Genomic DNA, 21,872 nt, shown 5'->3' on the forward strand with positions numbered 1-21,872 from the left:
CTTTCCCGGGAGTGAGCCGGGCACGCCGCGAGAGGTGACCCCGGCTCGAACCTCGCGCGGATGTACACGGTTCCTGCAAGTGCACACGATTCTGACCCGAAGCAAGCGTGTACACCCGCGGGTTTCGTGTGCAGTCGCGGGGCCGGCAGTCGATCTGAGGTCAGGGCCGGCAGTCGAGCAGAGGTCGCGGGCCCGGCAGTCAGCCAGAGGTCAGGCCTGGCAGTCGGCCTGAGGTCGGGCCCGGCAGTCAGCCAGAGGTCAGGCCTGGCAGTCGGCCTGAGGTCGGGCCCGGCGGTCAGCCAGGGGTCAGGTCTGGCAGCCAGGGCACCAGTACAGCTTGCGGTTGCCCATTTCCTCAAGTTTGATATTCGCACCGCAGCGTTTGCACGGCGTCCCCTCAAGCTTGTACACCCAGTGCCGCTCGTCGCGGTCGACAAGCGCCTTCTGGTACGCGGCACCGGCAAGCCCGTCAATGGTGATCATCTGGCCAACAGTGATGCCGATCTCGAGCAGGTGAGCCCAGTCGTCCCAGAGCTCCTCGAGTACTGCACGGTCAAGAGTGTTCGCTGGGGTGTGCGGATCAAGCTCAGCACGGAACAACATCTCGGCGCGGTACACGTTCCCGATGCCCGCGACCACCGATTGATCCATGAGGACGAGCCCGATCGCGGTCTTCTTCTTACCCGCACGCTCCACAAACCGTTGACGCTCAGCCGGCCCGTCAGCGTTCGCCGGGTCTGGCCCGAGCCGCTGGATCACCCTCTCGACCTCCGCTGGACTCAGCACCTCGCAGGCGGTCGGCCCGCGGAGGTCAGCGCAGACAGTGTCGTTGAGTAGCCGAACCCTCACAGCGCCGACAGGCTCCGGCGGAAACGATTCGAGCAGGTCGCCCTCTTTGTCTGCCTCGGCCATGCGAACCCGCGTGCGCCGGGGCGCACCGATTGACGTCACCGAATCCTCGCCGAGGCTGTCAACAGGCGTGTCTCCCACGGTCCGCTCGGCGGCGCGCAACGCATCGCTTCCTCTGGTGCCGCTGCCGACGTGCTCACCGGTTTGGCCAAGCTTCGAATGGCCCGGCGTCTGGCCATGAATCTGAATCGACGGATCGACCTTTACTTCACCCGAGAAGTCCCACGCGCCGTAGATACCGAGGTGGATCCGTAGCCACAGGTCGCCCTCGAACTCGAGGAACATCTGTTTGCCGACCGCTCGGGCGTCAAGCATCTTGCGCCCGTCAAGCTCGGCTGCACCCTCGACGAAACGCCCTTGTGGGCTCGACACCTCGGGCGTCGTGCCCACAAAGTTCGCCGAAAACTGCCGCGCGATTCGGTGTACGGAGTGACCCTCAGGCATCGTTAGAGGCTGTCAACCTGCTTGCCGGCGATCGCCCCGGTCTGCTCGTACTCGCCGAGCTGACCGATGCGACGCACGTGGCGCTCGTCCCCCGGGAACGGGGTGTCGATAAACAGGTCGATGAACTTGATCGCATCGGCGACGTCGTGCTGGCGCGCACCGATAGAGATCACGTTCGCGTTATTGTGCTCGCGCGCGAGCGTCGCAGTTGACTCGTTCCACACGAGGGCTGCGCGGATGCCCTGAACCTTGTTCGCCGCCATCTGCTCACCGTTGCCAGAACCGCCGAACACGACACCGAGCGCCGCAACACCGTCGCGCTCATCCCGCGCGACCCCAAGGGCGGCGTTGATGCAGAACGACGGGTAGTCGTCGAGCGCGTCATATTCTGCGGGCCCGTGGTCGATCACCTCAAATCCGCGATCGCGCAGGTGCTGCTGCAGCTGCTGACTGAACTCGAGGCCGGCATGGTCCGTGGCAACGTGAATACGCATAAGGCTAAGCCTAGCCAAACTGCGGGCCGACGGTGCGCCCACGCTTGAGCTCGTAGAACCCGGGCACGCTGGCGGCCGCCGCAATCCCGTCCCAGAGCCGCAACGCCATCTCGCCCGTCGGGGCAGGTGAGACAACCGGCCCGAAGAAGGCGACTCCGTCAATCGAGATAATCGGCACCCCAACGTCGGGGCCCGCGATGTCGAGCGCATGCGTCGTATTTGCGCGCAGTTTCTCGTCACTTGCCTCCGAGTCGGCGGCGGCTGCGAGGCTCACGTCGAGCCCAACTGCTTCGAGAGCCTCGGCAAGAATTGCGTCGGAATCCGTGCGTCCCCCTGGGTGCACACGAGTACCGATCTCGGTGTAGAGCCTGCCGACAACGGCGTCGCCCTCGGCCCCTTCCCCCACCGCAACGCGGGCCGCCTCGACGACGCGGCCGAACCGATGCCCCGTCGCGTGATGCTCAGCGTGCGAGTCATTGGCCTTGCCTTCGTTGATAATCTTCAGGCTGATCGGGTTCCAGACAATGTTGAAGCCGCGGGCCTCTGAGACTTCATGTGCCCAGCGGCTGGTCATCCAGCACCAGGGGCAGATCGGATCGAAGTAGAACTCAATTCTCGGCGAATTTCCCATGTCCTGATTCTAGGCTGTCTGGAGGAGCTAGCACTCCAATCACTATCCGAACAGCCAGAGGGGGCCGTGTGGAAATTTGGGACTGGGTGACGAACGCTATCGAGGCCTTCGCGCTCGCCACCGTGGAGTCCCCATGGGTTCTGCTCGTCGTTTTGGCGCTGTGCATAATCGACGCAATATTCCCTCCGGTTCCCTCGGAATCGGTGATCATCGCTGTCGCAACCGTCGTTGTCACGGATCATCCGCAGACGCTCTGGCTGCTCGGCGTCATTGCAGCGGTCGGGGCGTTCGCTGGCGACCAGATGGTGTATTGGATTGGGCGGAAGGTTGGAGCACGAAACCCGAAGTGGCTGAGCGGTAAGCGTGCACAACGCACTCTCGGCTGGGCGCGGCGCGCGATCCGCCGCAGCGGACCGATCCTCATCATGACGGGCCGATTTATTCCCGTCGGGCGCACAGCGGTCAACTTGGCGGCAGGCACGACAAGGTACCCGGCGTGGAAGTTCACGATCGCGGCGGCGTTTGCCGCGGTCTTCTGGGCGGCCTATTCGATCGCGATCGGCGCCATCTTCGGAAACATTTTCGGAAGCCACCCGATCCTCGCGCTGCTGCTCGGGCTCGTCACCGCGTTCGTCATTGGGCTGCTCGTTGAATTCATCTCGACACGGATCGGGCGCCGGATCCAAACCCGGCGCATGGCGGCCTTCCGTGCGTCGTGGGCCGAGAACAGGGAGTCGGCACACACAGGAGGCTAGCCGTGGCGTCTCGGGTGCGGCTCGGGGCTACGGTGCCTCCCCGAGGTGGCAGTTGTGGTCGCCTCAGCCAGCGCCAACCGACCACAACTGCCAACTCAAGCGGGAGTGCAGGCGTCGACCAGGGCCCAGCTTGAGGTCCGGTTCGGGGCAGCGATTCCTCAGCTGCCTGGCCTCCTGACCGGTGCTAAAGCTAGGCGCCCGCTGCGGGCGCTGGGAAGAGCGCCTCGATCTGCGCGATCTGCTCGGGAGTCGGCCTGAACGCCTCCCCCGCGGCAGCGTTCTGTCGCACCTGATCCGGCGTCGTCGCCCCAGCGATGACACTCGAGATTGGCTCGTGAGTGAGCAGCCAGCCAAAGGTTGCCTCGAGCATTGACACATTCCATTCGTCGCAGAGCGCACGGTAGGCGTCGAGCGCATCCCAATTGGCGCCCTCAGCAACATGTGCCCGCTGGCGCATAATTCGGGAGTCTGCCGGGAAGTGGTCGCGTGTGAACTTGCCAGTGAGCAGGCCGTTCGCGAGCGGGAAGAACGGGAGCAGCCCGAGGCCCAGCCTGCGGGCCGCCGGCGTGACCGAAATGTCGGCATCCCGGTTCACGAGGCTGAGCTCGTTCTGAGCGGTGACAAACGCTGTCACCCCGAGCTCGGCCGCGACCCGCGCGGCCTCGTCCATCTGCTCGGCAGAAAAGTTCGAGTGTCCGATAGCGAGCACCTTACCTTTGCGCACGAGTTCGTCGAGAGCGCTCAGTGTCTCAGCGATGGGCGTGGATTCGTCGGGCATATGCAGCTGGTACAGGTCGATCCGATCGGTCTGCAAGCGCGACAGCGAACCCTCGATTGACGCCCGAATAAACTCCCGCGAGCCCCGCGATCCGGCATACGGCGCGCCCGACTCCGGGTACCCGAACTTCGTCGCGAGCACAATCTCGTCGCGGCGACCTGCGAGCGCGTGCCCCATCATCTCCTCGCTCCTACCAAACGAATAGCCGTAGAGGTCGGCCGTGTCGAACAGCGTGATTCCTGCGTCGATGGCGGCGTGAATGACGGCGTCGGTGCCCTCCTGATGTTCGGTCTGGGAGCCGGGGCGACCAAAGTTGTTGCAGCCGAGGCCTGTCGCAGAGACGACTATTGACGAGCTTCCGAGTTCACGAGTCATGGACCCACCATATTTCGTCAGCTGTCTCATTGGCTACGGGATTAGGCTTAAGCCATTCACTGATAGTTCTTACTTTGCACAAGGAGTACCGTGCCAGGAACAAACCTCACCCGCGTCGAAGCTCAGGAGCGGGCAAGCATTGTCACGAGCCACAGCTACGAGGTCGCGCTCGACCTCACGACGGGCCCCGAGACCTTCGCAGCCGACACCACCGTACGCTTCGATGCGACCGCTGGAGCAGCGACCTTCATCGACGTCATCGCTGACTCGGTCGAGTCGATCGAGCTGAACGGGGCCGCGCTTGACCCGGCCGAGCTGTTCGCCGACTCACGCATTCAGCTGCCCGGCCTCGCGGCGGAGAATACGCTGCGCATCCGCTCGACGATGCGCTACATGAACACTGGCGAGGGCCTGCACCGCTTCGAGGATCCGGCTGACGGCGAGGTCTACCTGTACTCGCAGTTCGAGGTGCCCGACTCGCGCCGCATGTTCCCGGTCTTCGAGCAGCCTGACCTCAAGGCAACGTTCCAGTTCACGATCACCGCGCCAGCGCGCTGGAAGGTCGTCTCGAACCAGCCGACGCCCGAGCCCACCCCTGCGGGCACGAAAGCGCAGGCGCAGGGCGCCGACTGGGTCGAGCAGGACATCGCGACCTGGACGTTCGGCAAGACCCCGGTCATGTCGAGCTACATCACGGCGCTCATCGCGGGCCCGTACCGCGAGGTCCGCGGCGAGCTTACGAGCACCGATGGCCGCATCATTCCCCTCGGCGTGTTCTGCCGCGAGTCGCTCGCACCGTACCTCGACGCGGAGTACATCTTCGACAAGACCCGCGAGGGCTTCAAGTTCTTCGAGACCGAGTTCGACTACCCGTACCCGTTCGACAAGTACGACCAGCTCTTCGTGCCCGAGTACAACATGGGCGCGATGGAGAACATTGGCGCGGTGACCTTCACCGAGGCGTATGTCTTCCGCAGCCAGGTGACCGACGCGATGCGTGAGCGCCGCGTCGTCACGATCCTGCACGAGCTCGCCCACATGTGGTTCGGTGACCTCGTGACGATGCGCTGGTGGAACGACCTGTGGCTCAACGAGTCCTTCGCCGAGTACATGTCTGTGCTCGCGACCGCGGAGGCGACCGAGTGGACAGGGAGCTGGACGACGTTCGTTGGTTCCGAGAAGTCGTGGGCGTACCGTCAGGATCAGCTCCCGTCGACGCACCCGATCGTCGCCCCCATTCGTGACCTCGAAGATGTGCTCGTGAACTTCGACGGCATCACCTACGCGAAGGGTGCCTCGGTGCTCAAGCAGCTCGTCGCTTGGGTTGGCCGCGAGCCGTTCATGCAGGGCGTGCACGACTACTTCGTGAAGCACAACCACTCGAACACCGAGCTGCCCGACCTCATGGTTGAGCTTGAGGCGCGCAGCGGCCGCGACCTGAGCGACTGGACGAAGAAGTGGCTCGAGACCGCGGGCGTGAACACGCTCACCCCTGAGTTCACTGTTGACGCGGACGGAAAGTTCGCTTCGTTTGCGATCAAGCAGACCGCAGCCGCCGATTACCCGACGATCCGCCCGCACCGCATCGCCGTGGGCCTCTACGCGGAGCAGAGCGGCAAGCTCGTGCGCGTCAAGCGTCTGGAGCTCGACGTCGACGGCCCCGCGACCGAGGTGCCCGAGCTCGTGGGCACACAGCAGCCAGCGCTCGTGCTGCTGAACGACGAGGATCTCTCATACGCGAAGATCCGCTTCGACGAACGCTCACTCGAGACTGTCAGCACGCAGCTTGGCCAGATCGAGGATTCGCTCGCGCGCTCGCTCGTCTGGGGATCGCTCTGGGATGCTACCCGCGACGGCGAGTTCCCCGCGAGCCGCTTCGTCGACATCGTGCTCGAGCATGTCGCAGGTGAGACAAACTCGACAGTGCTGCGCACAGTGATCCAGCAGCTCGTGCTCTCGGCGTCGAGCTACGTCGCTCCAGCGAAGCGGGAGGCAACCCTCACGAAGGTTGCCGATGCCCTCTGGCAGCTCGCGCTCGAAGCCGAAGCCGGCTCTGACAACCAGTTCCAGTTTGTGAAGGCGTTCGCGAGCCTCGCTGGCACCGACGCACAGCTGGATCAGGTGCTCGCCCTACTCGAGGAGCGCACCCCGCTCACCGGGCTCGACATCGACACTGACCTCGGCTGGGAACTCCTCATCTCGCTCGCTGCAGGAGGTCGCGCGACAGGCGCGGAGATCGACGCAGCGCTCGCTGACGACCGGACGGCGACTGGCAACCAGTCGGCAGCACACGCGCGCGCCGCGCTTCCGACAGCCGACGACAAGGCCGCAGCTTGGGCGTCGGTGTGGACAGAAGCTGGCAAGCCGAACGCGATCGTCCGCGCGACGGGCCTCGGGTTCCTGCGCGCGCAGGATCGTGGGCTGCTCGCACCGTACGTCGAGCGCTTCTTCGCAGAGCTTCTTCCCGTGTGGGAATCACGCAGCTACGCGATCGCCGAGGAGCTCATCGACGGCTTCTACCCCTCGCCCCTCGCGAACGAGGAGTTGCGCGCAGCGACTGCGGCCTGGCTTGAGGCAAACCCAGAAGCACCCGCAGCGCTTCGCCGCCTCATTGTCGAGCACCTTGCAGGCGTCGAGCGGGCACTCGTTGCCCAGGCGGCCGACGCGAGGGCCTAATGTTCGCTCTGACGACGGATGGCGGAGACGTCACCGAGGAAGTCACGGAGGCCGTTAGCTCGGCCTTCGTGACCTTCCTGGAGACGTGGCAGACGCCACTCTGGATCGCCCTCATAGTCGTGCTCGCGGTTCTCGCGAACTGGCTGCTACGGCGTCTCCTGAACCGGACTGTCACGCAGATCGTCCGCGGCGTCAAACGCTCGCAAAACGTCGATACAACGTCTGAGATGCGCGCAGCGCCCTACATTCATGCGAGGGCAGTGCAGCGCACCAGGACGCTCGGATCCGTCGGGCGCGCGATCCTGACGTGGACGATCTCCGTCATCGCTATCATCCTGATCCTTGGCCGGCTCGGCGTCGATCTCGGCGCCGTGCTCACCTCGGCTGGTATCGTCGCCGCTGGTTTGGCGTTTGGTGCGCAAAACGTCGTCAAAGACGTGCTCAACGGCATCTTCATGGTGTTCGAGGACCAGCTTGGTGTTGGCGACCTCATCACCGTCGGGGAGATCACCGGCACCGTTGAGGAAGTTGGAATCCGTGTAACGCAGGTGCGCGCACTCGACGGAACGCTCTGGTTCATTCGCAATGGCGAAGTACTCACCCTCGGCAACTCATCGCAGGGCTGGGGGCGCGCCCTCATCGATGTCACCGTCGATGCGAACCAGGATCTCGCGCACGTCTCAGACGTGGCCCTCGACGCTGCACGAGAGCTCCTCACATCGGAGCGGTTCGCTCGTAAGGTGACCGGGGATCCTGAAGTATGGGGTCTCGAGAGCGTGTTCGGGGATCGCGCGACGCTCCGCATGGCGGTGCGCACTCGCCCGGAGGCGCAGTGGGAAGTTCAGCGCGGTATTCGCGCTGCTCTCCGCCGGAAGTTCGCAGACGAGGGAATTAAGCTGGCTGACGAACTGCCACGCCTACAGCAGGGAGAGATGTGACACACGACAACTCGGCCTCAGACTCGACGCCGACAGGCGCTGCCGGATCCGGCAGCGAGCCGCCGGCACCGCGGCTGACGCTCCGCGCTGGCGAGACTGGCCACGCGGTCACCGACACCGTGTGGGCGCAGGTCGGCGGAACCGAGACGTTTGAGCGCATCGCCACCGCCTTTTACCGGGGCATTCGTGAGGACGAGGTGCTCGCGCCAATGTACCCGCAGGACGACTGGGAGGGAGCGACCTGGCGCATTCAGGCGTTCCTGGAACAGTATTGGGGCGGGCCATCCGCGTACCAAGAGGAGCGCGGGCACCCTCGCCTGCGCATGCGGCACGCGCCATTTCCCGTCACTCCTGACGCGAAGGAGCGCTGGCTCACGCACATGCACGCTGCGCTCGACGAGGTCCAGCTCCCACCGATGCATGACGCGGCGTTCCGCGACTACATTGAGCGCGCCGCGCTCGCCATGGTAAACCGCTTCGAGTAGCGGCGGCCGCCCTACGCGCCCTCTGCTCCCCTAGGCGCCCGCCGCTATCTCCCGCAGCGCGGCGACGTGATCTGCGAATGCTTTCGTGCCCTTCTTGCTCGCGGCAACCCACGTCCGGGGGCGGTTCGCGACGTATCCCTTCGTGACGCGGAGGTACCCCTCGCCATCGAGGTGGGCGATCGCTTTACTGAGCTGCGAGTCTCCAACGTCGAGCAGCGCGCTGAGGGTCGAGAAATCAGCTTCAGTCGTTGAGCCCAGGGCGGCCATAAGGGAGAACCGCACCGGGGTCTGAAACGCCGGATTCAACCGGTGCAGGGGGTGCGTCATCGCCGAGTGCTCGTCGGCAGGAACGCGGCAATCCCCATGACGAGCACCACGGAAGCAGCTGCAGCAATGGCCAACGGCCAACCCCAACTTGTTCCGCCGACGACTGCCACGCTGGAGCAGTATGCAACTGCGATCGCGCCAATGAAGCACCCCCACTGCCCGGTGCCCCATTCGAGCCCGACTGCGGGGAGGCCGAAGCGCGTGCGCCAAGCGATCAGCATCGGGACGAACGCGGCAAAGACGATAAGGCCGATGACGGCAGCAGCGAATTCCAGCGAGCTCGAGAGGAGCAGCGCGGCGAGCACGACGCCGATCAACACAGTGGTGACTCGAGCTGGGGCACCAAGCCGCGCCGGTTGCCAGTCCTCGTTGGTCCTGGTTCCACCGAAGAGCAGCTGCCGAAGCGAGCGCAGCCCCATCAGCAGGAAGACGCAGATCGGCATGACGATGTTCAGCCAGTCTGGGTAACCAACACCGGCGGCCTTCAGCACCCCGATTGTCAGAAATCCGGCAAAGAACAGGCCCCAGAGGCCGACAGCTGTCCGTGACTCCCGGACACGCACGCCGAAACGTTCCCGCGCGCCGTTGGACAGGCCCGCCATACACATCACGGGCACAAGCAGCAACATGCTCGCTAGGTACGTGTTGTTGACGACCCCAGGCTCAAACCCAGCAGACGCAAACAGGAATAGCGCGACGTAGGCCGCCATGACAGTCGCGATCACGAGCATGAGCGCGGAGTAGCCGCGGCTCGGGGCTAACCCCGTCTCTGATCGCCGCAGGCGATTGAGCTGATTCAGTTGCTCTGCAGCCTCAGGCGCCAGAGCTGCACGCTCGCCGCCCACGGTTGGACTGCCCGAGGAGCTGCCCCCGGCGGGAGCGTAGCGAATCCCATCGATTTCACTTTCCATATGGAAAGTATGTGCCGCATCGATACCTAAAGTCAACCGGAAGTGGCAGCCGCTGGGGCGGCACTACTCGAATGGACATTCCCTCGGACACGCCCCGACAACCGCGAACTGACCTTGCGGCTTCGCAGCTTTGGCGCTCGCCCCCGCCCGCAGTGTACGATTTCATGAGTCGCCTCCTTAGCTCAGTGGATAGAGCAACAGCCTTCTAATCTGTCGGTCGCTGGTTCGAGTCCAGCAGGGGGCACCAAACACACAAAGGGCAGTCGGGCCGACCGATTGCCCTCGCGGGCGCGTCGTGCAGCGTATTGTGCAGCTACGCATCTGACAGGCAGAGCGCTCTGCCTTGGTCCGCGGAAAGTGCCTCGCAGGCAAGGTCACCGAGATCGGCGAAGCACGCAGAGGCACGCTCGAGAGCCGTTTTCGCTTCGTCGCGAGTCATCACCCCAAGCGAGTTGTCACCGTGCGAAAAAATGCGCTGCACGAACCTCATCGGCATCGCGAACCTTGAACTACCCCGCCATACTCGGCGGGACGGGCTGCTCTTGCTTATTGACTCACTCCCGGCGGGAATACGGGACCTATCCTGACGCAATGGAGATCCAGGCTGCTGTGCTCAGGGTGCGGGAGACACTAGCTCCTCATCTGTCCGACTTCTCACTTGAGGTGTTGGATGTCGCAATGATGGACAACGTATGGTACGTCGCGCACGCCATGTGCCTTGAACCCGCCGGCTATCACAACATCGAATTTGACGACACGCTTACAGTCGGCGACTAGCCCCGACTGCCGCTCACCATCCTGCGAATGACACGTGCGGCGCATAGCGTTTTTCGAAGAGCATCTTCGCGTTGAAACCCGAGCGACCCTCAGCTGCCGCCAGGGTTCAAGTCTTCCTTGCTCGACCTATTGCCAAGCATTGCCGCGGCGCCCAGGATTGCTCCAGCGATGACAGTGCTTCCGACAACGACCGCGCCAAAGATAGTGCGTCCCAGACGCGCTGGTTCACACAGATCGGTTGACACGATATCTCCGGCACACACTCGGTAGCTATATGGAAGATCCGCAAGCAACAGTCCAACAGCTACAACTAGCAACAGCCCTAGAGCAGAAAAGACAATTGCCGCCTGACGAGTGACCATAGTTCTCCTCCATCGATATTGGACAACACTACTGGTACAGGCGCCTGCTCATGAGGCTAGAGTCGCCGCTAACCAGCCTCCCGGGCAGCCAACCTCGATCCCCAGGTACTACGCTCACGGCACCCTGGTGCGACGCCAGCCAGGCGCGCCGCTGCAAGAGTAGAAGGCATGAAGCATACGACCCCACTCTCACTCCGCATCTCAGCAGCCCTCGCCGCCACCGCGCTACTCGGCATCACATTGACAGGATGCGGCGCGATCGACAAGCTTCAGAAGTCCACTGCCGATGCCTGGGCGGTCACCTACGAGCTGTCCGTAGCCGGCAGCGACGACGCCGAGAACGCGACGCTCACCGACGTCTCCTACCTCGATCAGCCTTCGCGAACTGAGGAGCGCACAACGGTTGATGCCGGCACTGTCACCACCGCGGGCACCAATGGTGGCCGCGCGACGTGGTCGGTCGATTCAATCGTTGTCGTCGGGGATACGGCAGAGCTCACAGCGACCGCGGCCGAGGGGCAGCGCGCGACGTGCAGGATCCTGCTCGACGGCGAGAGAGAACTCGCCAGCGAGACCGGCGAACCTGGCGGAGCGGTGACATGCAGCGCAACCGCTCCCCCGTTTGACAGCTGACCCGCAGCCGCGAACCTCTAGTTTGCGTCGATCGTCGGGAACGTCCAGGTGCCGTCAAGAACTTCGGGCCGCGGCCGGTACAGCCGCACAAGGTAGTTCCAACCTTCTGGGAGCGGCAGGTAGTTCGGCGCGCTCGAGTCGCCCCCGAAGTGCACAGTGATAACCCCGTCGGCATCTCGCACACCAGTGACACTGTTCACCGAATATGCGCCGAGCTCGTTCGGTTCGAAGAAGCCCTCGGCGTTGTAGAGCGAGATCGACCAGAACCCGTCGACAGGGACATCGGCCACTCGCAGCGTGTACGCGCCGACCGGCAGCCGCGGTTCAACGTTCGCGTAACTCGCTTCTGCCGCGGGCAGGCCGCCCCACCCCGCGACTGTTCCCAACAGGTGGTGGACAGGATCGACGTCCTCGCGGCGTCCGAAGCACTTCTCAAGGCTTCCCAGCCCACGAGATAGCGTGAGCAGCGCCTCACGAGTCTCGGTGAAAGTAGTCTCGTCGATGGGGGCCGGCGCAAACTGGCGTCCTCCGTTTGACGTGAGGGCCAGTCCGTCCTGGAGCCGGTTCACCTCGGCGACATCTGCTGCGTTCTCCGGGTCCACAAGGATTCGTCCCGCAGCACACACGAAATCAGTGCCGAGCTCCTCCGCCGTGAGCTCGTAGGTCCCCGGATCGTGCAGCACACGGTTGATGTAGTGATCCTGGTTAACGAGCATCACCGAGATGTACCTGCCGCCAGCCTCGGGGATGGTGATCGTGGCACCGTCAGACACGTCGATGATCGCCGCGCTATAGAGCGTGTCGCGATTCATGCGAATCACAGTCTGCTGATCGATCGGGGTGGGAACCCTGAAGTGATTCCAGACGTTTGACGAGCCGGCTGACGCAGCGATACCGGCGAACATTCGCTCGCTTTCGGCTCGCGCAAAGTTCTCGAAAGTGACGATTGCAGGAGTAGAGACCATACGGCAATCCTCTCGCTTGAACAGTGCGCTCCGCATCATCCATTATTGATGAACCGCGCTTGCGTTGGCGAGAATTCATGGGCACGCTTGTGCGCCGGAGAGGGAAACATGACTGCACTACAGATTGGCGAGGTGTCTGGCATCCCGGGCACCCCAGCACTACTTGACGCGAGCAAGTTCAACCGCCACACATTCTGGTGCGGTCAGAGCGGGAGTGGTAAGACATACGCGCTCGGCGTTGTTCTCGAGCAACTGCTCCTCGAAACGGAACTCCCGACACTCATTCTTGATCCAAACGCAGATTTTGTCCGCCTTCACGAATCGCGAGCAAGCGTGGCACCGGACGCAGCCCAGCGCTGGCGAGAGATCGACACCCGGGTCTTCCGGTCCGGTGCCAGCAGCGACGCGCCGCTGCATGTGCGCTACCTTGACCTGTCGCCCGCGGCCAAGGCGGCGGTGCTCAGGATCGACCCTATCGCGGACGCTGAAGAATACAACGCGCTGTTGCACTTTGAGGGTGACGCTGGAACCTTCGATGGCGCACGAATGGTCGCTGCGCTCAGGTCGAGCGGAGATGCGGCGCGTATGCGGCTCGCGAACCGGATCGAGAACCTGCAGGTCCTTGAGTGGGATCTATGGTCGCGCGGGGACGCTTCTGTCACGGATGTGATCGCTGAACGCCCGCGTGCCACCGTCCTCGACATCGGCGGCTTTGATCATCCCGACGAGTCTCGCGTAGCAGCTCTGGCGGTGATCGAGCGGCTCTGGGCAGAACGTGAGTCGCGACGGCCGCTCCTTATCGTGATCGACGAGGCTCACAATCTCGCCTCGCCAGAACCGCGAACCGCGGTGGAGCGGGAGCTGCTTGCTAGACTCACGCAGATCGCCGCTGAGGGTCGAAAGTTTGGGCTGTGGTTGTTCCTCTCAACGCAGCGGCCCACAAAGATCCACCCGAACATTCTGTCGCAGTGCGACAACCTCGGGCTCATGCGTGTCAACGCTCCGCGAGACCTCGCCGAGATTGCCGCCGTGTTTGGATTCGCGCCAGAGGAACTCGTCGCGAGAGCGCAAGAGTTCCGTCAGGGGCAGGCTCTGTTTGCCGGAGGGTTCATCGACCAGGCAACGATCGTCCAGATGGGTGAGCGGCTTTCAGAGGAGGCGGGCGGAGACGTCAGGGTTCCGCTGAAAGCTTCCGCTTAGGAACGTTGCCCTGAGTCTGCTGCGGTGGACCGGGGCCGCGAATCGGGCGCAGTTTTCTCGCACTCATCTCGCTCAAGCACCCGGGCAGCCTCAAGCGCTTCCTTGGCGACCCTCAGATCTTGTTCGGCGAACACGACCTTGCGCTTCTTGAACGTCGTTACCTGACCTCCCCGTTCAGGCCCTTCCTCCGCTTCTTCGATGGTCATTACGATATATGCGCACGCGACAAGGGTGACCTGAGCCGAAAGGTTGAACCAGAGCAGCAGCGCGACGAGTGACGAGAACGTCGCAAGCAGTGGGTTGTTGTCGACGCCTCCGAGGAAGAGGCCAGAGAGCTGTTGCAGCACGACAAGCCCTGCACCGCCGAGCAGCGCGCCGGGTGCGATCTGGGAGACTGCAGCTTTGCGGCCCGAGAGCAGCCAAAACAGCCACGCGATGATCACTGCGTCGAGCAGGAACGTGACGGCGACGGTGCCCAGTCGGGTGAGAATCTCTGCGCTACCTCCTGCCGAAGTGCCGAACCAACCGAGCACGGAGTCCACAAAGGTCGACCCAAGAAATGAGACGACTGCCGACACCAGGATCAGCACCCCGAGCGAGAGAGCGAACAGTAGGTCGACGGCACGCGTCAGAGCCACATTCGAACGCTCGTGACGGGTACCGGCTATCGACCGGATCGACATCCGTACGTTCGCAACGCCCCCGAGCAGTGCCCACAGCAGCACGGCGGTCGAGAGTATCGGCGCGGCAAAACTCGATCGAATGTCAGGCAGGTGAGACACGTCGACGAGCGCGCTGCCGTCCATGGCCACAAGCCCGGGGATGACTGCGTCCACGGTCTCTACGAGGACCACCCAGAAGTCGTCTCTCGACAAGACGTAGTTTGAGACGAACGAGAACCCGAGATAGACGCCCGCGAAGACCGCGAACAGCATACGAAAGGTAATCGCGGCTGACAGGAGTCCGCCTCGATGGTGGCTGTACGCAAGAAACGCGCGCACAATGCGAAACCGCAGGAGGGTCGATTCGGTTCGCCTGCGCGCCAGCGCGAGCCTCGAGGTGAGTGCCATCCGGCTGCCGTGTCCTCGCCTAGGCTGCGCCCTTCTTGCCCTGCTCGTGCTTCTGGAGAGTCCGCTTGAACACGAGGCCCATGAGGATCCAGCCGCCGAGCGCTGTCACAATCCATACGACGAGAGGAGCGAGCACCCAGCCAAGCCCGGTGATTGTCAGCCCGTCTGGGAACAGGGTTGCGACCCACAACGCCACGAGAGTTGAGACGAGCCCGATCCCGCCGAGAATGGCCGAGGCGTACTGCCTGGCGAGATTAAAGATGAACGGGCTCAGCACAGACTGCGCCAACGCGAAGACAAGCACCGCAACGACGAACCCCGCCGCATGAACTGTCACCTGCGGCAGGATCCAGTTCGCAATGAGGAGCGCCGCGGCGGCGCTAATCACATGCGAGACGAGGTTCAGCAGAAATCTAATCACAGCGCGGCCAATCCCTTTCCAATCACGGAGAAGCCCATGACAAGCAACAGTACCGCCATGATAGTTGAGTTGTTGTGCACGAGCCAGACTCGCAGGCTCTCGAGTGGCGCCGCGAGCTGTTTCGAGGCCACGAGGAATGCCACGACAGGAGCAACAACCGTTGAGGCCGCGATCACCACGAATACCGCCACGCCGGCGATCTGGGTTGCTGGCGTGGCGCCAGCCCCAATGATGAGCCCGGCAGACACCGCAAGCAGGAGGTTCTTCGGGTTCACCGCGGCGAGCGCGAACGCGAGGAGGCCCGCGCGAACTGGGGACATCGAATCAAGTGCAGACATCCACTTTGGCAGTTCAGGTTCGGAACCGTCTTTGGGGCGTCCCCGCCACTGCTTGACGGCGAGGAGCACGAGCAGCGCTCCAACGATCATTTTTACGATCGCTGCAACGGTTCCGCCGCCGCCCTCGCCACCGGCCGGAATAACTGAGCTCAGCAACGTAAAGGCGACGACTGCAACAACGATGCCCGCGAGCCAGCCCGTCATGAATCCGACGCTCGAAGCGCGCGCGTTCGGCGCGAGTAGCATCAGAATCGTCGCGATTATCGGCAGCGGACTAATTGCGATACCCAGTGCGAGCGGGAGGATGTCGCCGATCACCTGCCCCATAGGTTAGCCCTGCAGAGCGCGCTGCTTGAGCGCTTCGAAGTCGTCGGCGCTGATGGTGCCGTCGTCGAGCAGGGCCTTCGCCCGAGCGATCTCTTCGGCTGGGCTTGGCACGGCAACGCTGCGGATGTACTCGTCGGCAGCGTTCTTTGCGCCTTCCATCTCCTTGGCAGAGCGTTCAGCCATCCCCGAGCCACGCGCGATGATGTAGATGAGTGTGGTCAGGACCGGAACAAAGACGAGGAACACGAGCCACAGCGCCTTCCACCAGCCGCTGAGCTGCTTATCGCGGAAGAGGTCGCTGATCACGACAAAGAGGGCCCAGATCGAGGCGACGAAGACGAAGCCCCAGAAGAAGATGCGGACGATGTCCCACAGAGAGTCGAGAAGTTCCATCAGTCACTGTTCCTTTTGGCAAGCAGAGGGCGAAAGCCGTTGACGCATCACCCGCGACAAGCGGCGCAGCGCGAACGGGGGTGTCGCGACGTGCACCTGAAATCATCCTGCCTCGGGGCTACGATAACCAGCCAGACGCTGGCGTAGCGGCGAGAATTCATCAATCATTGGTGAACCTGCCGTGGAGCCCCTGCGCGTGCACACGGAGCTACTCGGATCCCTCCTGCTGTGTGGCCTGCCACTCTGAGGCGTAGCGTAGTGCGCGCTTGAGCGATTCGCCGAGCTGTTGGCTCTCAGTAAAGACGCGCTCGGCCCGCAATTGCTCTAGGACCTTCGTGTCACGTAGCTGTCTGTGGACTCGTTGATTCACCCCGGCGAGCACGAGCATTCCTCCGGCGCTTCGAAGTTCAGCCGCGTACTTCTCGAGCACCTTGATCACCGTGCTTCCCAGCTCGTCTTTCCCGCGCAACCGAAGAATCACGACGGTGCCTGTGCAGTCGCCCCTCGCTTCCGGGAGCTGCGAGCTAAAGACGGGCGCCGATGCGAAAAACAGGCTGCCGTAGGTCACGAGCACCACGACTTCCGACTTGGCCAGCACACGTGGTGGCTCAGACTCAAGCGGGAGCTGCGCATGCGGGCCGAACTCCCAACGTTTCACCACGACTCGATTGGATTGTCTGGCGACGTGCAGCACGATCGCAAGGCCAACCCCAACGATCACCGCGTACTGCAGCGGGATGATGAGGGTGAGCACAAACGTCACGGTGAGCACGGTGAGCTGGATCGGACCAGTGCGCATGACCATGGCGATGTCGCGTGGTTTCACGGTGCGAATACCGACGAGGATGAGCAGCCCGGCGAGCGCGGGCATCGCGATGAACCCGATGACTTGGCCAAGCAGGAGGATAACGAGCGCCATGACAATCGCAGCAACGAGGTTTGCGAGGGCAGAGCGGCCACCGGCGGACCGCACGAGGGCGGTGGCCGACATCGAGCCGCCGACAGGCATGCCCTGGAACAGTCCTGTGGCCAGATTCGCGAGGCCCTGCCCGCGGAAGTCTGCGGACGGGTCAGCGTACCTGCCGTCTGGGTTGGGAATCGAGCTGCTGATTGCGGCACCTTGGACGAGGCCGACGAGGGCAAGCGAGAGCGCGGGCACGACGAGCTCGAGGGTGAGCGAGAGGTCGGGAAGCGCGAGCCCAGGCAGGGTATTCGGTATCTCGGCGACGTCTGAGACGAGCGCGATGCGCCCGGGACCGAGAAGCGCCGCAGCCCCCGACCCCACCGCAACTGCGACGACCATCCCGAGCGCTCCGAGCGGGGTTCGCTCAAGCACAAGCACAAGCGCTATCGTGACAAGGCCGACAAGTACGGTGAGCCAGTCGAATTCGAAAAGGTGAAGCGCGGTGTCAAGCGCCCGAGCGACCCGGTTGTCCCCCGAACTCGTGTAGCCCGTGACAGTGTCCAGTTGCCCAAGCACAATACTTACCGCGACCGCGTTGATGAAACCGACGAGCACCGCTGTCGGGATGAACCGAACGAGTTTCCCCGCGCCGGCAAGCCCCAGCCCGAACATCGTGAGGCCCGTCAGAAACGCGAGCGTCGCGAGGGCGATGCCGGCCCCGTCTCCTGACTGCGTCTGGGGTACGTCCGAGATGATGACGGCCATGGCGCCGGTTGCCTGCACGGTCATCAACACGGAACCCGCGGCCAGCGCGCCGCCGATCGTACCGATCAGGTACCCATAGAGGCCGAAGACTGGGTTGACTCCAGCGAGAAGCCCTGCCGCAAGCCCGTCGGGCACGCTTTCGACACCGAGCACGAGCCCAGCCTTCACGTCGGAGGCGACAGTCGTCTTGTTCCCGAACCGTCGCAAGTAGCTTCGCACTGCCCGCCACGCGGCGCTGTTTACCCCGCGCATTCGGTGTCCGTACGCAACGTGTCGACGGCTTCGCGGTTTGTCGCGAACATCGCGGTTCGTTCGGTCAGCCCGAAGTGTGCAAGCCTGCCCCTCAGCTCGGAGCGAGCTCTCGAGTAGCTGAGAGAGAGGCCGCGACGCTCAAGCCACTCTCGAACTCCTGCCAGGGCTTCAGCGCCAGTGACGTCGATGTCGCTGACGCCTTCAAGGTCGAGTACGACGGCGGATACCTCAACGGGGGCCAGACGTACCCGATCTTTCACGCCCTCGGCGATCTCTACCCCATTTGCGAAGAACACGGGAGCTGCAAAACGCAGGATGACCACGCCCGGAGCCGTCTCACCAAGGTCGCTCCGCGCGGCGAACACAGTCTCAGCTCCCTCCGGCGAGCCGTCCGCTGGCCCCAACAGGTCGATGCGCGGGTGCGCGGCTCGACGCGCGAGGTTCACGAGTGAGAGCACAAACGCGAGCCCCAGCCCACCGAGCGGTCCCAGTACCAGAACACCGACGAAGCAGGACGCTCCGACGAGGCACTCGGACCGCGACTGCGCCCACAGTGCCTTCAGTTCTCCGAGACCGAGGAGCCGGACGACGGCAACCGCGACAACTGCCCCAATTGCGGGCGCGGGTATCGTTGCCAGGATCGACGTCCCAAAGAGCAAAAGCAGTAGCGCCCCCACGGCCGTCACAAGTGTCGGAAGCTGGGTGCGCGACGACGCGGCATCCATCGCCGCGGTGCGGGACGTTGATGATCCCACGGCGAAAGACGAAAACAGGCCAGCAAGGACGTTCGCGGTGCCGAATGCGAACAGGTCGCGATTGGGCTTCGTTCGATACACGTTCTTCTCAGCATACGAGCGTGACACGAGCAGCCCCTCGGCGATGGTCACCATCGTGAGAGCGAGCGCAGAGGGGATCAGGCTGAGCCATTCCGCAACGCTGATATGCGGCACCGCAAAAGTTGGTGGTCCGGCGGTAACCTCACCAAGCACTGCGACGCCGCGTGATTCAAGGTTGAGCCACCATGTTGCGAGGCTTCCCAGCACGAGCACGACGAGGGCCCACGGCGCTATTGGCGCCAAGCGCCTGCCGCCAAGCAGGATCGCGATCGCGAGCACGCTCATTCCGAGCGACCACGGGTTGACCTCTGCGAGCGAACCGAGGAGCTCTCCCGTCTTTTCAACGAACTCACCGCCGCGAGCAACGCTGATTCCCAGCATCTTGGCCGTTTGACTCACAAGGATGTCGAGCGCCAGACCACCGACGAAGCCGATCAAGATCGGCTTCGAGAGAAAGCCCAATTTGAGAAGCGAGGCGGCAATGAACATCGCTCCGCTCAAGATGGCCTGTGCTGCGGCCATCACGGCAAAGTTCTCTCCGGCCACCCCCAGCGCGGTGAGCGATGAGAAGACGAGTGCCGCCGCCGCCGCGTCGGGCGAGACGACGACCTGCCGGGAAGACACTACGAACGTGTACGCGATGGCCGGAAACACGAGTGCATAGAGCCCCGCAGTTGCAGGCAGCCCGGCCGTTTGGGCATAGCCGATGTTCAGCGGAATTGCGATCGCAAGAAGCGTCACTCCCGCGAGCATCTCTCGGCCGATATTCTCTCGGGTCACGCCGCGCAGGGGGCCGCGCCATCTGCTCATCGTGGGATCACTCACTTCACCGTCTGTCGTCAAGTCACCATTGGCGTCCGCCAAAGGTTCACACTGCTACGAGTCAACTCTGCCAAGTGGACCGCACCGGGCACACGAATCTGGCTGCGATTCACCTGAAATTGAGGATCTGTGCCTCTCCTCACGGTCGGCTGCAAGCTCTCATCAATTGCTAATGACGTTTCGTTCAAGAGGTGGCCGCCGGCGTCAGTCCAACGGACGATAGACGGGAGAAACCCCTCATTGTGTGATTAGAAAGTGACTTCAATGGCCACAACGTTCTCCCGTTCCGTCTCACTTCTCGCGTGTGGTGCGCTCGCACTCACCCTCGCCGCGTGCAGTTCCCCCGCCCCAGAGGAGAACGAGAGCGCGGCATGCGACGCATACACCGCATTCGTGACGACCGTTGATGATGCACGTGCGTCGCTTTCCGCCTCGTCCACGATCGAAGAGATCAATGTTGCCCGCGATGACGTTCGCGGGTCGTACGAGTCGCTGCAGAAGGCACTGGTTGAGGTGAACAAGGACAGGGACTCGGCGCTCGAGAGCGCTTGGGCCGACTTCGACAAGGCGGTCACAAACATCGATCCCAACATGACAATCCCTGATGCTGTTGCCTCGCTCCAGGAAGAAGTCGCTGGCATCGAGACAGCCAAGCAGGGGCTCGACAAGTCACTCGCCTGCAGCTAACCGCGACGCAATCGCCGAGGAGACGTAATGTTGAATGAAATGACGAGCGCGGAGATCTCTGCACGCGCCACAGACGCGGTCCGTTTTGGCTACGCGATGGTCGAAAGCTACAGGACCATGTACGCGCAGGCAATCGATGCGACCGATCCACGTTTCCTCGGCGGGTTCGGCGTGTACCGCCACTACCGTGAGCCCTCCACTCCGGAAAGTCGCGATGTCATTACCCCGAACAACGACACGCCGTACTCCTGGATCTGGCTCGACCTCCGGGCGGAGCCAGTCGTCGTGACTGTCCCCGAGATCGACAGGTACTACATCATCCCGATCGCCGACCTGTACACGATTTACTCGGGCTACATCGGCACGCGGCTGACCGGCTCGGGCGCCGGCTCATATCTCGTCGCCGGCCCGAACTGGCGCGGCGAAGTTCCAGCCGGCATTTCGGGAGTAATCAGAGTCACGACCGACTTTGCAATGTCAGCGACCCGCACGGAGCTCACGAACGACGGCATAGATAGCCTCGCCGCTGTTCAGTCGTCGTACGAGGTTCAACCGCTGAGCGCCTTCCTCGGCGAGCCGGCCCCGCCCGCAGCTCAGCAGCTTGAGTGGCCGGTCTGGGACGAGGAGGGCGCGGCCGGGCTGTGGTTCTTCGATACCCTTGACTTCCTGCTCGGGCTCTCGCCTGTGCTTCCAGAAGACGCCGAGATCCGCGCACGGATGGCGGAGATAGGTCTCGACGGTACTGGCACTTTTGCGGCGAAGCAACTCACCGCAGAAGCCGCGGCGGCATTCACCGCGGGCCAGGCACAGGCGCTCGCGGAGATGTCGGCGCGCGAGAAGACGATGCAGTCAAATCTTGGGCTCTTCGGCACTCGCGAGGAAATGTCTGGCAAGTATGACGACCGCAACCAGGGGGCAAAGATTGGGCTCTACGGGCTGCCGCCTGAGGAATCATGGTATGGCGGCTGGCTTGTCGAACCGACGGGAGAGTTCCTTCAGGGGTCGCCCGGATACACCGTGCGGTTTGATGCCGATGAGCTCCCGAAGGCGCGGTTCTTCTGGTCGGCGACGATGTACACGCTGCCAATCCGTTACTTGAGCCAGAACCCGATCTCGCGCTACTCGATCGGCGATCGAACCGACGGCCTCGTGTACGGCGAAGACGGAAGCCTGACGCTCGCTTTCACCCATTCCGAGCCCATTGATCCTGCGCTTCGCGCGAACTGGCTGCCTGCACCGGAGGGCCCGTTCACTGTGATCCTGCGGGCCTACGGTGCTGACGAGACGATGGTCCGCGGCGAGTACAGGGTCCCGCCCGTCGTGAAGTACGCCGGCTAGCGCCGGACGTCGCGCGCAGGGGCACTCCCCACGCGCGAGACTCCGGCGGGTTGCTCTCC

At 63.4% G+C, this 21,872-nt stretch carries 22 protein-coding genes and 1 tRNA gene; 10 read left to right on the forward strand and 13 right to left on the reverse strand.

The window, feature by feature from the left end; translation table 11 throughout:
• Window positions 1–306: 306 nt before the first annotated feature.
• From KI794_RS09410 to KI794_RS09420, 3 genes are read right to left on the reverse strand one after another with little or no spacing between them, the layout of a single operon-like run.
• Window positions 307–1,353, reverse strand: coding sequence for an Fpg/Nei family DNA glycosylase (locus KI794_RS09410; RefSeq protein ID WP_255807908.1), 1,047 nt, complete (start codon window positions 1,351–1,353; stop codon window positions 307–309).
• Window positions 1,354–1,355: 2 nt separating this feature from the next.
• On the reverse strand, window positions 1,356–1,847 hold the full coding sequence (locus tag KI794_RS09415; protein WP_119284058.1) for a ribose-5-phosphate isomerase: 492 nt from the start codon (window positions 1,845–1,847) through the stop codon (window positions 1,356–1,358).
• A 10-nt stretch (window positions 1,848–1,857) separates the two neighbouring features.
• Complete coding sequence (locus KI794_RS09420; RefSeq protein WP_119284059.1) at window positions 1,858–2,478, reverse strand: mycothiol-dependent nitroreductase Rv2466c family protein; 621 nt, start codon at window positions 2,476–2,478, stop codon at window positions 1,858–1,860.
• Window positions 2,479–2,546: 68 nt separating this feature from the next.
• On the opposite strand from KI794_RS09420, the gene KI794_RS09425 reads away from it, so the two are divergent.
• Window positions 2,547–3,233, forward strand: a complete 687-nt coding sequence (locus KI794_RS09425; protein ID WP_162921260.1) for a DedA family protein — start codon at window positions 2,547–2,549, stop codon at window positions 3,231–3,233.
• A 190-nt stretch (window positions 3,234–3,423) separates the two neighbouring features.
• On the opposite strand, the gene KI794_RS09430 is transcribed toward KI794_RS09425, so the two are convergent.
• Window positions 3,424–4,386 carry an aldo/keto reductase gene (locus tag KI794_RS09430; RefSeq protein WP_255807910.1) on the reverse strand — a complete coding sequence of 321 codons (963 nt, stop codon included), beginning with the start codon at window positions 4,384–4,386 and terminating at the stop codon, window positions 3,424–3,426.
• A 90-nt stretch (window positions 4,387–4,476) separates the two neighbouring features.
• Here KI794_RS09430 and pepN point away from each other — a divergent pair, with 90 nt between their 5' ends.
• The 3 genes from pepN (at window position 4,477) to KI794_RS09445 (ending at window position 8,485) form a co-directional block, all read left to right on the forward strand.
• Window positions 4,477–7,062: an aminopeptidase N gene (gene pepN, locus KI794_RS09435; RefSeq protein WP_119284061.1), complete on the forward strand. Its 2,586-nt coding sequence runs from the start codon at window positions 4,477–4,479 to the stop codon at window positions 7,060–7,062.
• On the forward strand, window positions 7,062–8,000 hold the full coding sequence (locus tag KI794_RS09440) for a mechanosensitive ion channel family protein (RefSeq protein WP_255807911.1): 939 nt from the start codon (window positions 7,062–7,064) through the stop codon (window positions 7,998–8,000). Before pepN ends, KI794_RS09440 begins: the two co-directional genes overlap by 1 nt.
• A 74-nt stretch (window positions 8,001–8,074) precedes the next feature.
• Entirely contained in the window at window positions 8,075–8,485 is a 411-nt protein-coding gene (locus tag KI794_RS09445) for a globin (protein WP_119284314.1), read from the forward strand.
• Between the two features lie 30 nt (window positions 8,486–8,515).
• Here the strand turns inward: KI794_RS09445 and KI794_RS09450 are convergent, their stop codons facing one another.
• Window positions 8,516–8,812 carry a transcriptional regulator gene (locus KI794_RS09450; protein WP_119284063.1) on the reverse strand — a complete coding sequence of 99 codons (297 nt, stop codon included), beginning with the start codon at window positions 8,810–8,812 and terminating at the stop codon, window positions 8,516–8,518.
• Window positions 8,809–9,723 carry a hypothetical protein gene (locus KI794_RS09455; protein ID WP_255807913.1) on the reverse strand — a complete coding sequence of 305 codons (915 nt, stop codon included), beginning with the start codon at window positions 9,721–9,723 and terminating at the stop codon, window positions 8,809–8,811. The genes KI794_RS09450 and KI794_RS09455 overlap by 4 nt, the downstream gene beginning before the upstream one ends.
• A 171-nt stretch (window positions 9,724–9,894) precedes the next feature.
• Between KI794_RS09455 and KI794_RS09460 the strand changes: the two genes are divergently transcribed.
• The 3 genes from KI794_RS09460 to KI794_RS09470 all read left to right on the forward strand — a co-directional run bounded on the left by KI794_RS09460 (window position 9,895) and on the right by KI794_RS09470 (window position 11,495).
• Window positions 9,895–9,970 (forward strand) — tRNA-Arg (locus KI794_RS09460).
• A 344-nt stretch (window positions 9,971–10,314) separates the two neighbouring features.
• Window positions 10,315–10,500 (forward strand): hypothetical protein, encoded by a 186-nt coding sequence (locus KI794_RS09465; RefSeq protein WP_255807914.1) that lies wholly within the window; start codon window positions 10,315–10,317, stop codon window positions 10,498–10,500.
• A gap of 530 nt (window positions 10,501–11,030) precedes the next feature.
• A complete protein-coding gene (locus KI794_RS09470; RefSeq protein ID WP_119284066.1) occupies window positions 11,031–11,495 on the forward strand; it encodes a hypothetical protein in 465 nt (154 codons plus the stop codon).
• A gap of 17 nt (window positions 11,496–11,512) precedes the next feature.
• Here KI794_RS09470 and KI794_RS09475 read toward each other — a convergent pair whose 3' ends face one another.
• Window positions 11,513–12,460, reverse strand: coding sequence for a DUF1214 domain-containing protein (locus KI794_RS09475; protein WP_255807919.1), 948 nt, complete (start codon window positions 12,458–12,460; stop codon window positions 11,513–11,515).
• A 108-nt stretch (window positions 12,461–12,568) separates the two neighbouring features.
• Between KI794_RS09475 and KI794_RS09480 the strand changes: the two genes are divergently transcribed.
• Entirely contained in the window at window positions 12,569–13,660 is a 1,092-nt protein-coding gene (locus tag KI794_RS09480; protein ID WP_255807920.1) for an ATP-binding protein, read from the forward strand.
• Here the strand turns inward: KI794_RS09480 and KI794_RS09485 are convergent.
• The 6 genes from KI794_RS09485 to KI794_RS09510 all read right to left on the reverse strand — a co-directional run bounded on the left by KI794_RS09485 (window position 13,657) and on the right by KI794_RS09510 (window position 19,776).
• Window positions 13,657–14,730 carry a YihY/virulence factor BrkB family protein gene (locus tag KI794_RS09485; RefSeq protein ID WP_119284068.1) on the reverse strand — a complete coding sequence of 358 codons (1,074 nt, stop codon included), beginning with the start codon at window positions 14,728–14,730 and terminating at the stop codon, window positions 13,657–13,659. The two genes, KI794_RS09480 and KI794_RS09485, sit on opposite strands and share 4 nt — an antisense overlap.
• Window positions 14,731–14,749: 19 nt before the next feature.
• Complete coding sequence (locus tag KI794_RS09490; protein ID WP_119284069.1) at window positions 14,750–15,151, reverse strand: phage holin family protein; 402 nt, start codon at window positions 15,149–15,151, stop codon at window positions 14,750–14,752.
• Window positions 15,148–15,816: a GAP family protein gene (locus tag KI794_RS09495; RefSeq protein ID WP_119284070.1), complete on the reverse strand. Its 669-nt coding sequence runs from the start codon at window positions 15,814–15,816 to the stop codon at window positions 15,148–15,150. Before KI794_RS09495 ends, KI794_RS09490 begins: the two co-directional genes overlap by 4 nt.
• A 3-nt stretch (window positions 15,817–15,819) precedes the next feature.
• On the reverse strand, window positions 15,820–16,209 hold the full coding sequence (locus KI794_RS09500; protein ID WP_119284071.1) for a PLDc N-terminal domain-containing protein: 390 nt from the start codon (window positions 16,207–16,209) through the stop codon (window positions 15,820–15,822).
• Window positions 16,210–16,417: 208 nt separating this feature from the next.
• Window positions 16,418–18,130 (reverse strand): SulP family inorganic anion transporter, encoded by a 1,713-nt coding sequence (locus KI794_RS09505; RefSeq protein ID WP_119284072.1) that lies wholly within the window; start codon window positions 18,128–18,130, stop codon window positions 16,418–16,420.
• Entirely contained in the window at window positions 18,118–19,776 is a 1,659-nt protein-coding gene (locus KI794_RS09510) for a SulP family inorganic anion transporter (RefSeq protein ID WP_255807923.1), read from the reverse strand. The genes KI794_RS09505 and KI794_RS09510 overlap by 13 nt, the downstream gene beginning before the upstream one ends.
• A 276-nt stretch (window positions 19,777–20,052) precedes the next feature.
• Here KI794_RS09510 and KI794_RS09515 point away from each other — a divergent pair, with 276 nt between their 5' ends.
• Window positions 20,053–20,475, forward strand: a complete 423-nt coding sequence (locus KI794_RS09515) for a hypothetical protein (protein WP_119284074.1) — start codon at window positions 20,053–20,055, stop codon at window positions 20,473–20,475.
• Window positions 20,476–20,502: 27 nt separating this feature from the next.
• Complete coding sequence (locus KI794_RS09520) at window positions 20,503–21,813, forward strand: DUF1254 domain-containing protein (protein WP_255807924.1); 1,311 nt, start codon at window positions 20,503–20,505, stop codon at window positions 21,811–21,813.
• The last annotated feature ends 59 nt before the right edge of the window (window positions 21,814–21,872 follow it).

This window comes from Leucobacter aridicollis (genome assembly GCF_024399335.1).
In the GTDB taxonomy this organism is placed as follows: Bacteria; Actinomycetota; Actinomycetes; order Actinomycetales; family Microbacteriaceae; genus Leucobacter; species Leucobacter aridicollis_A.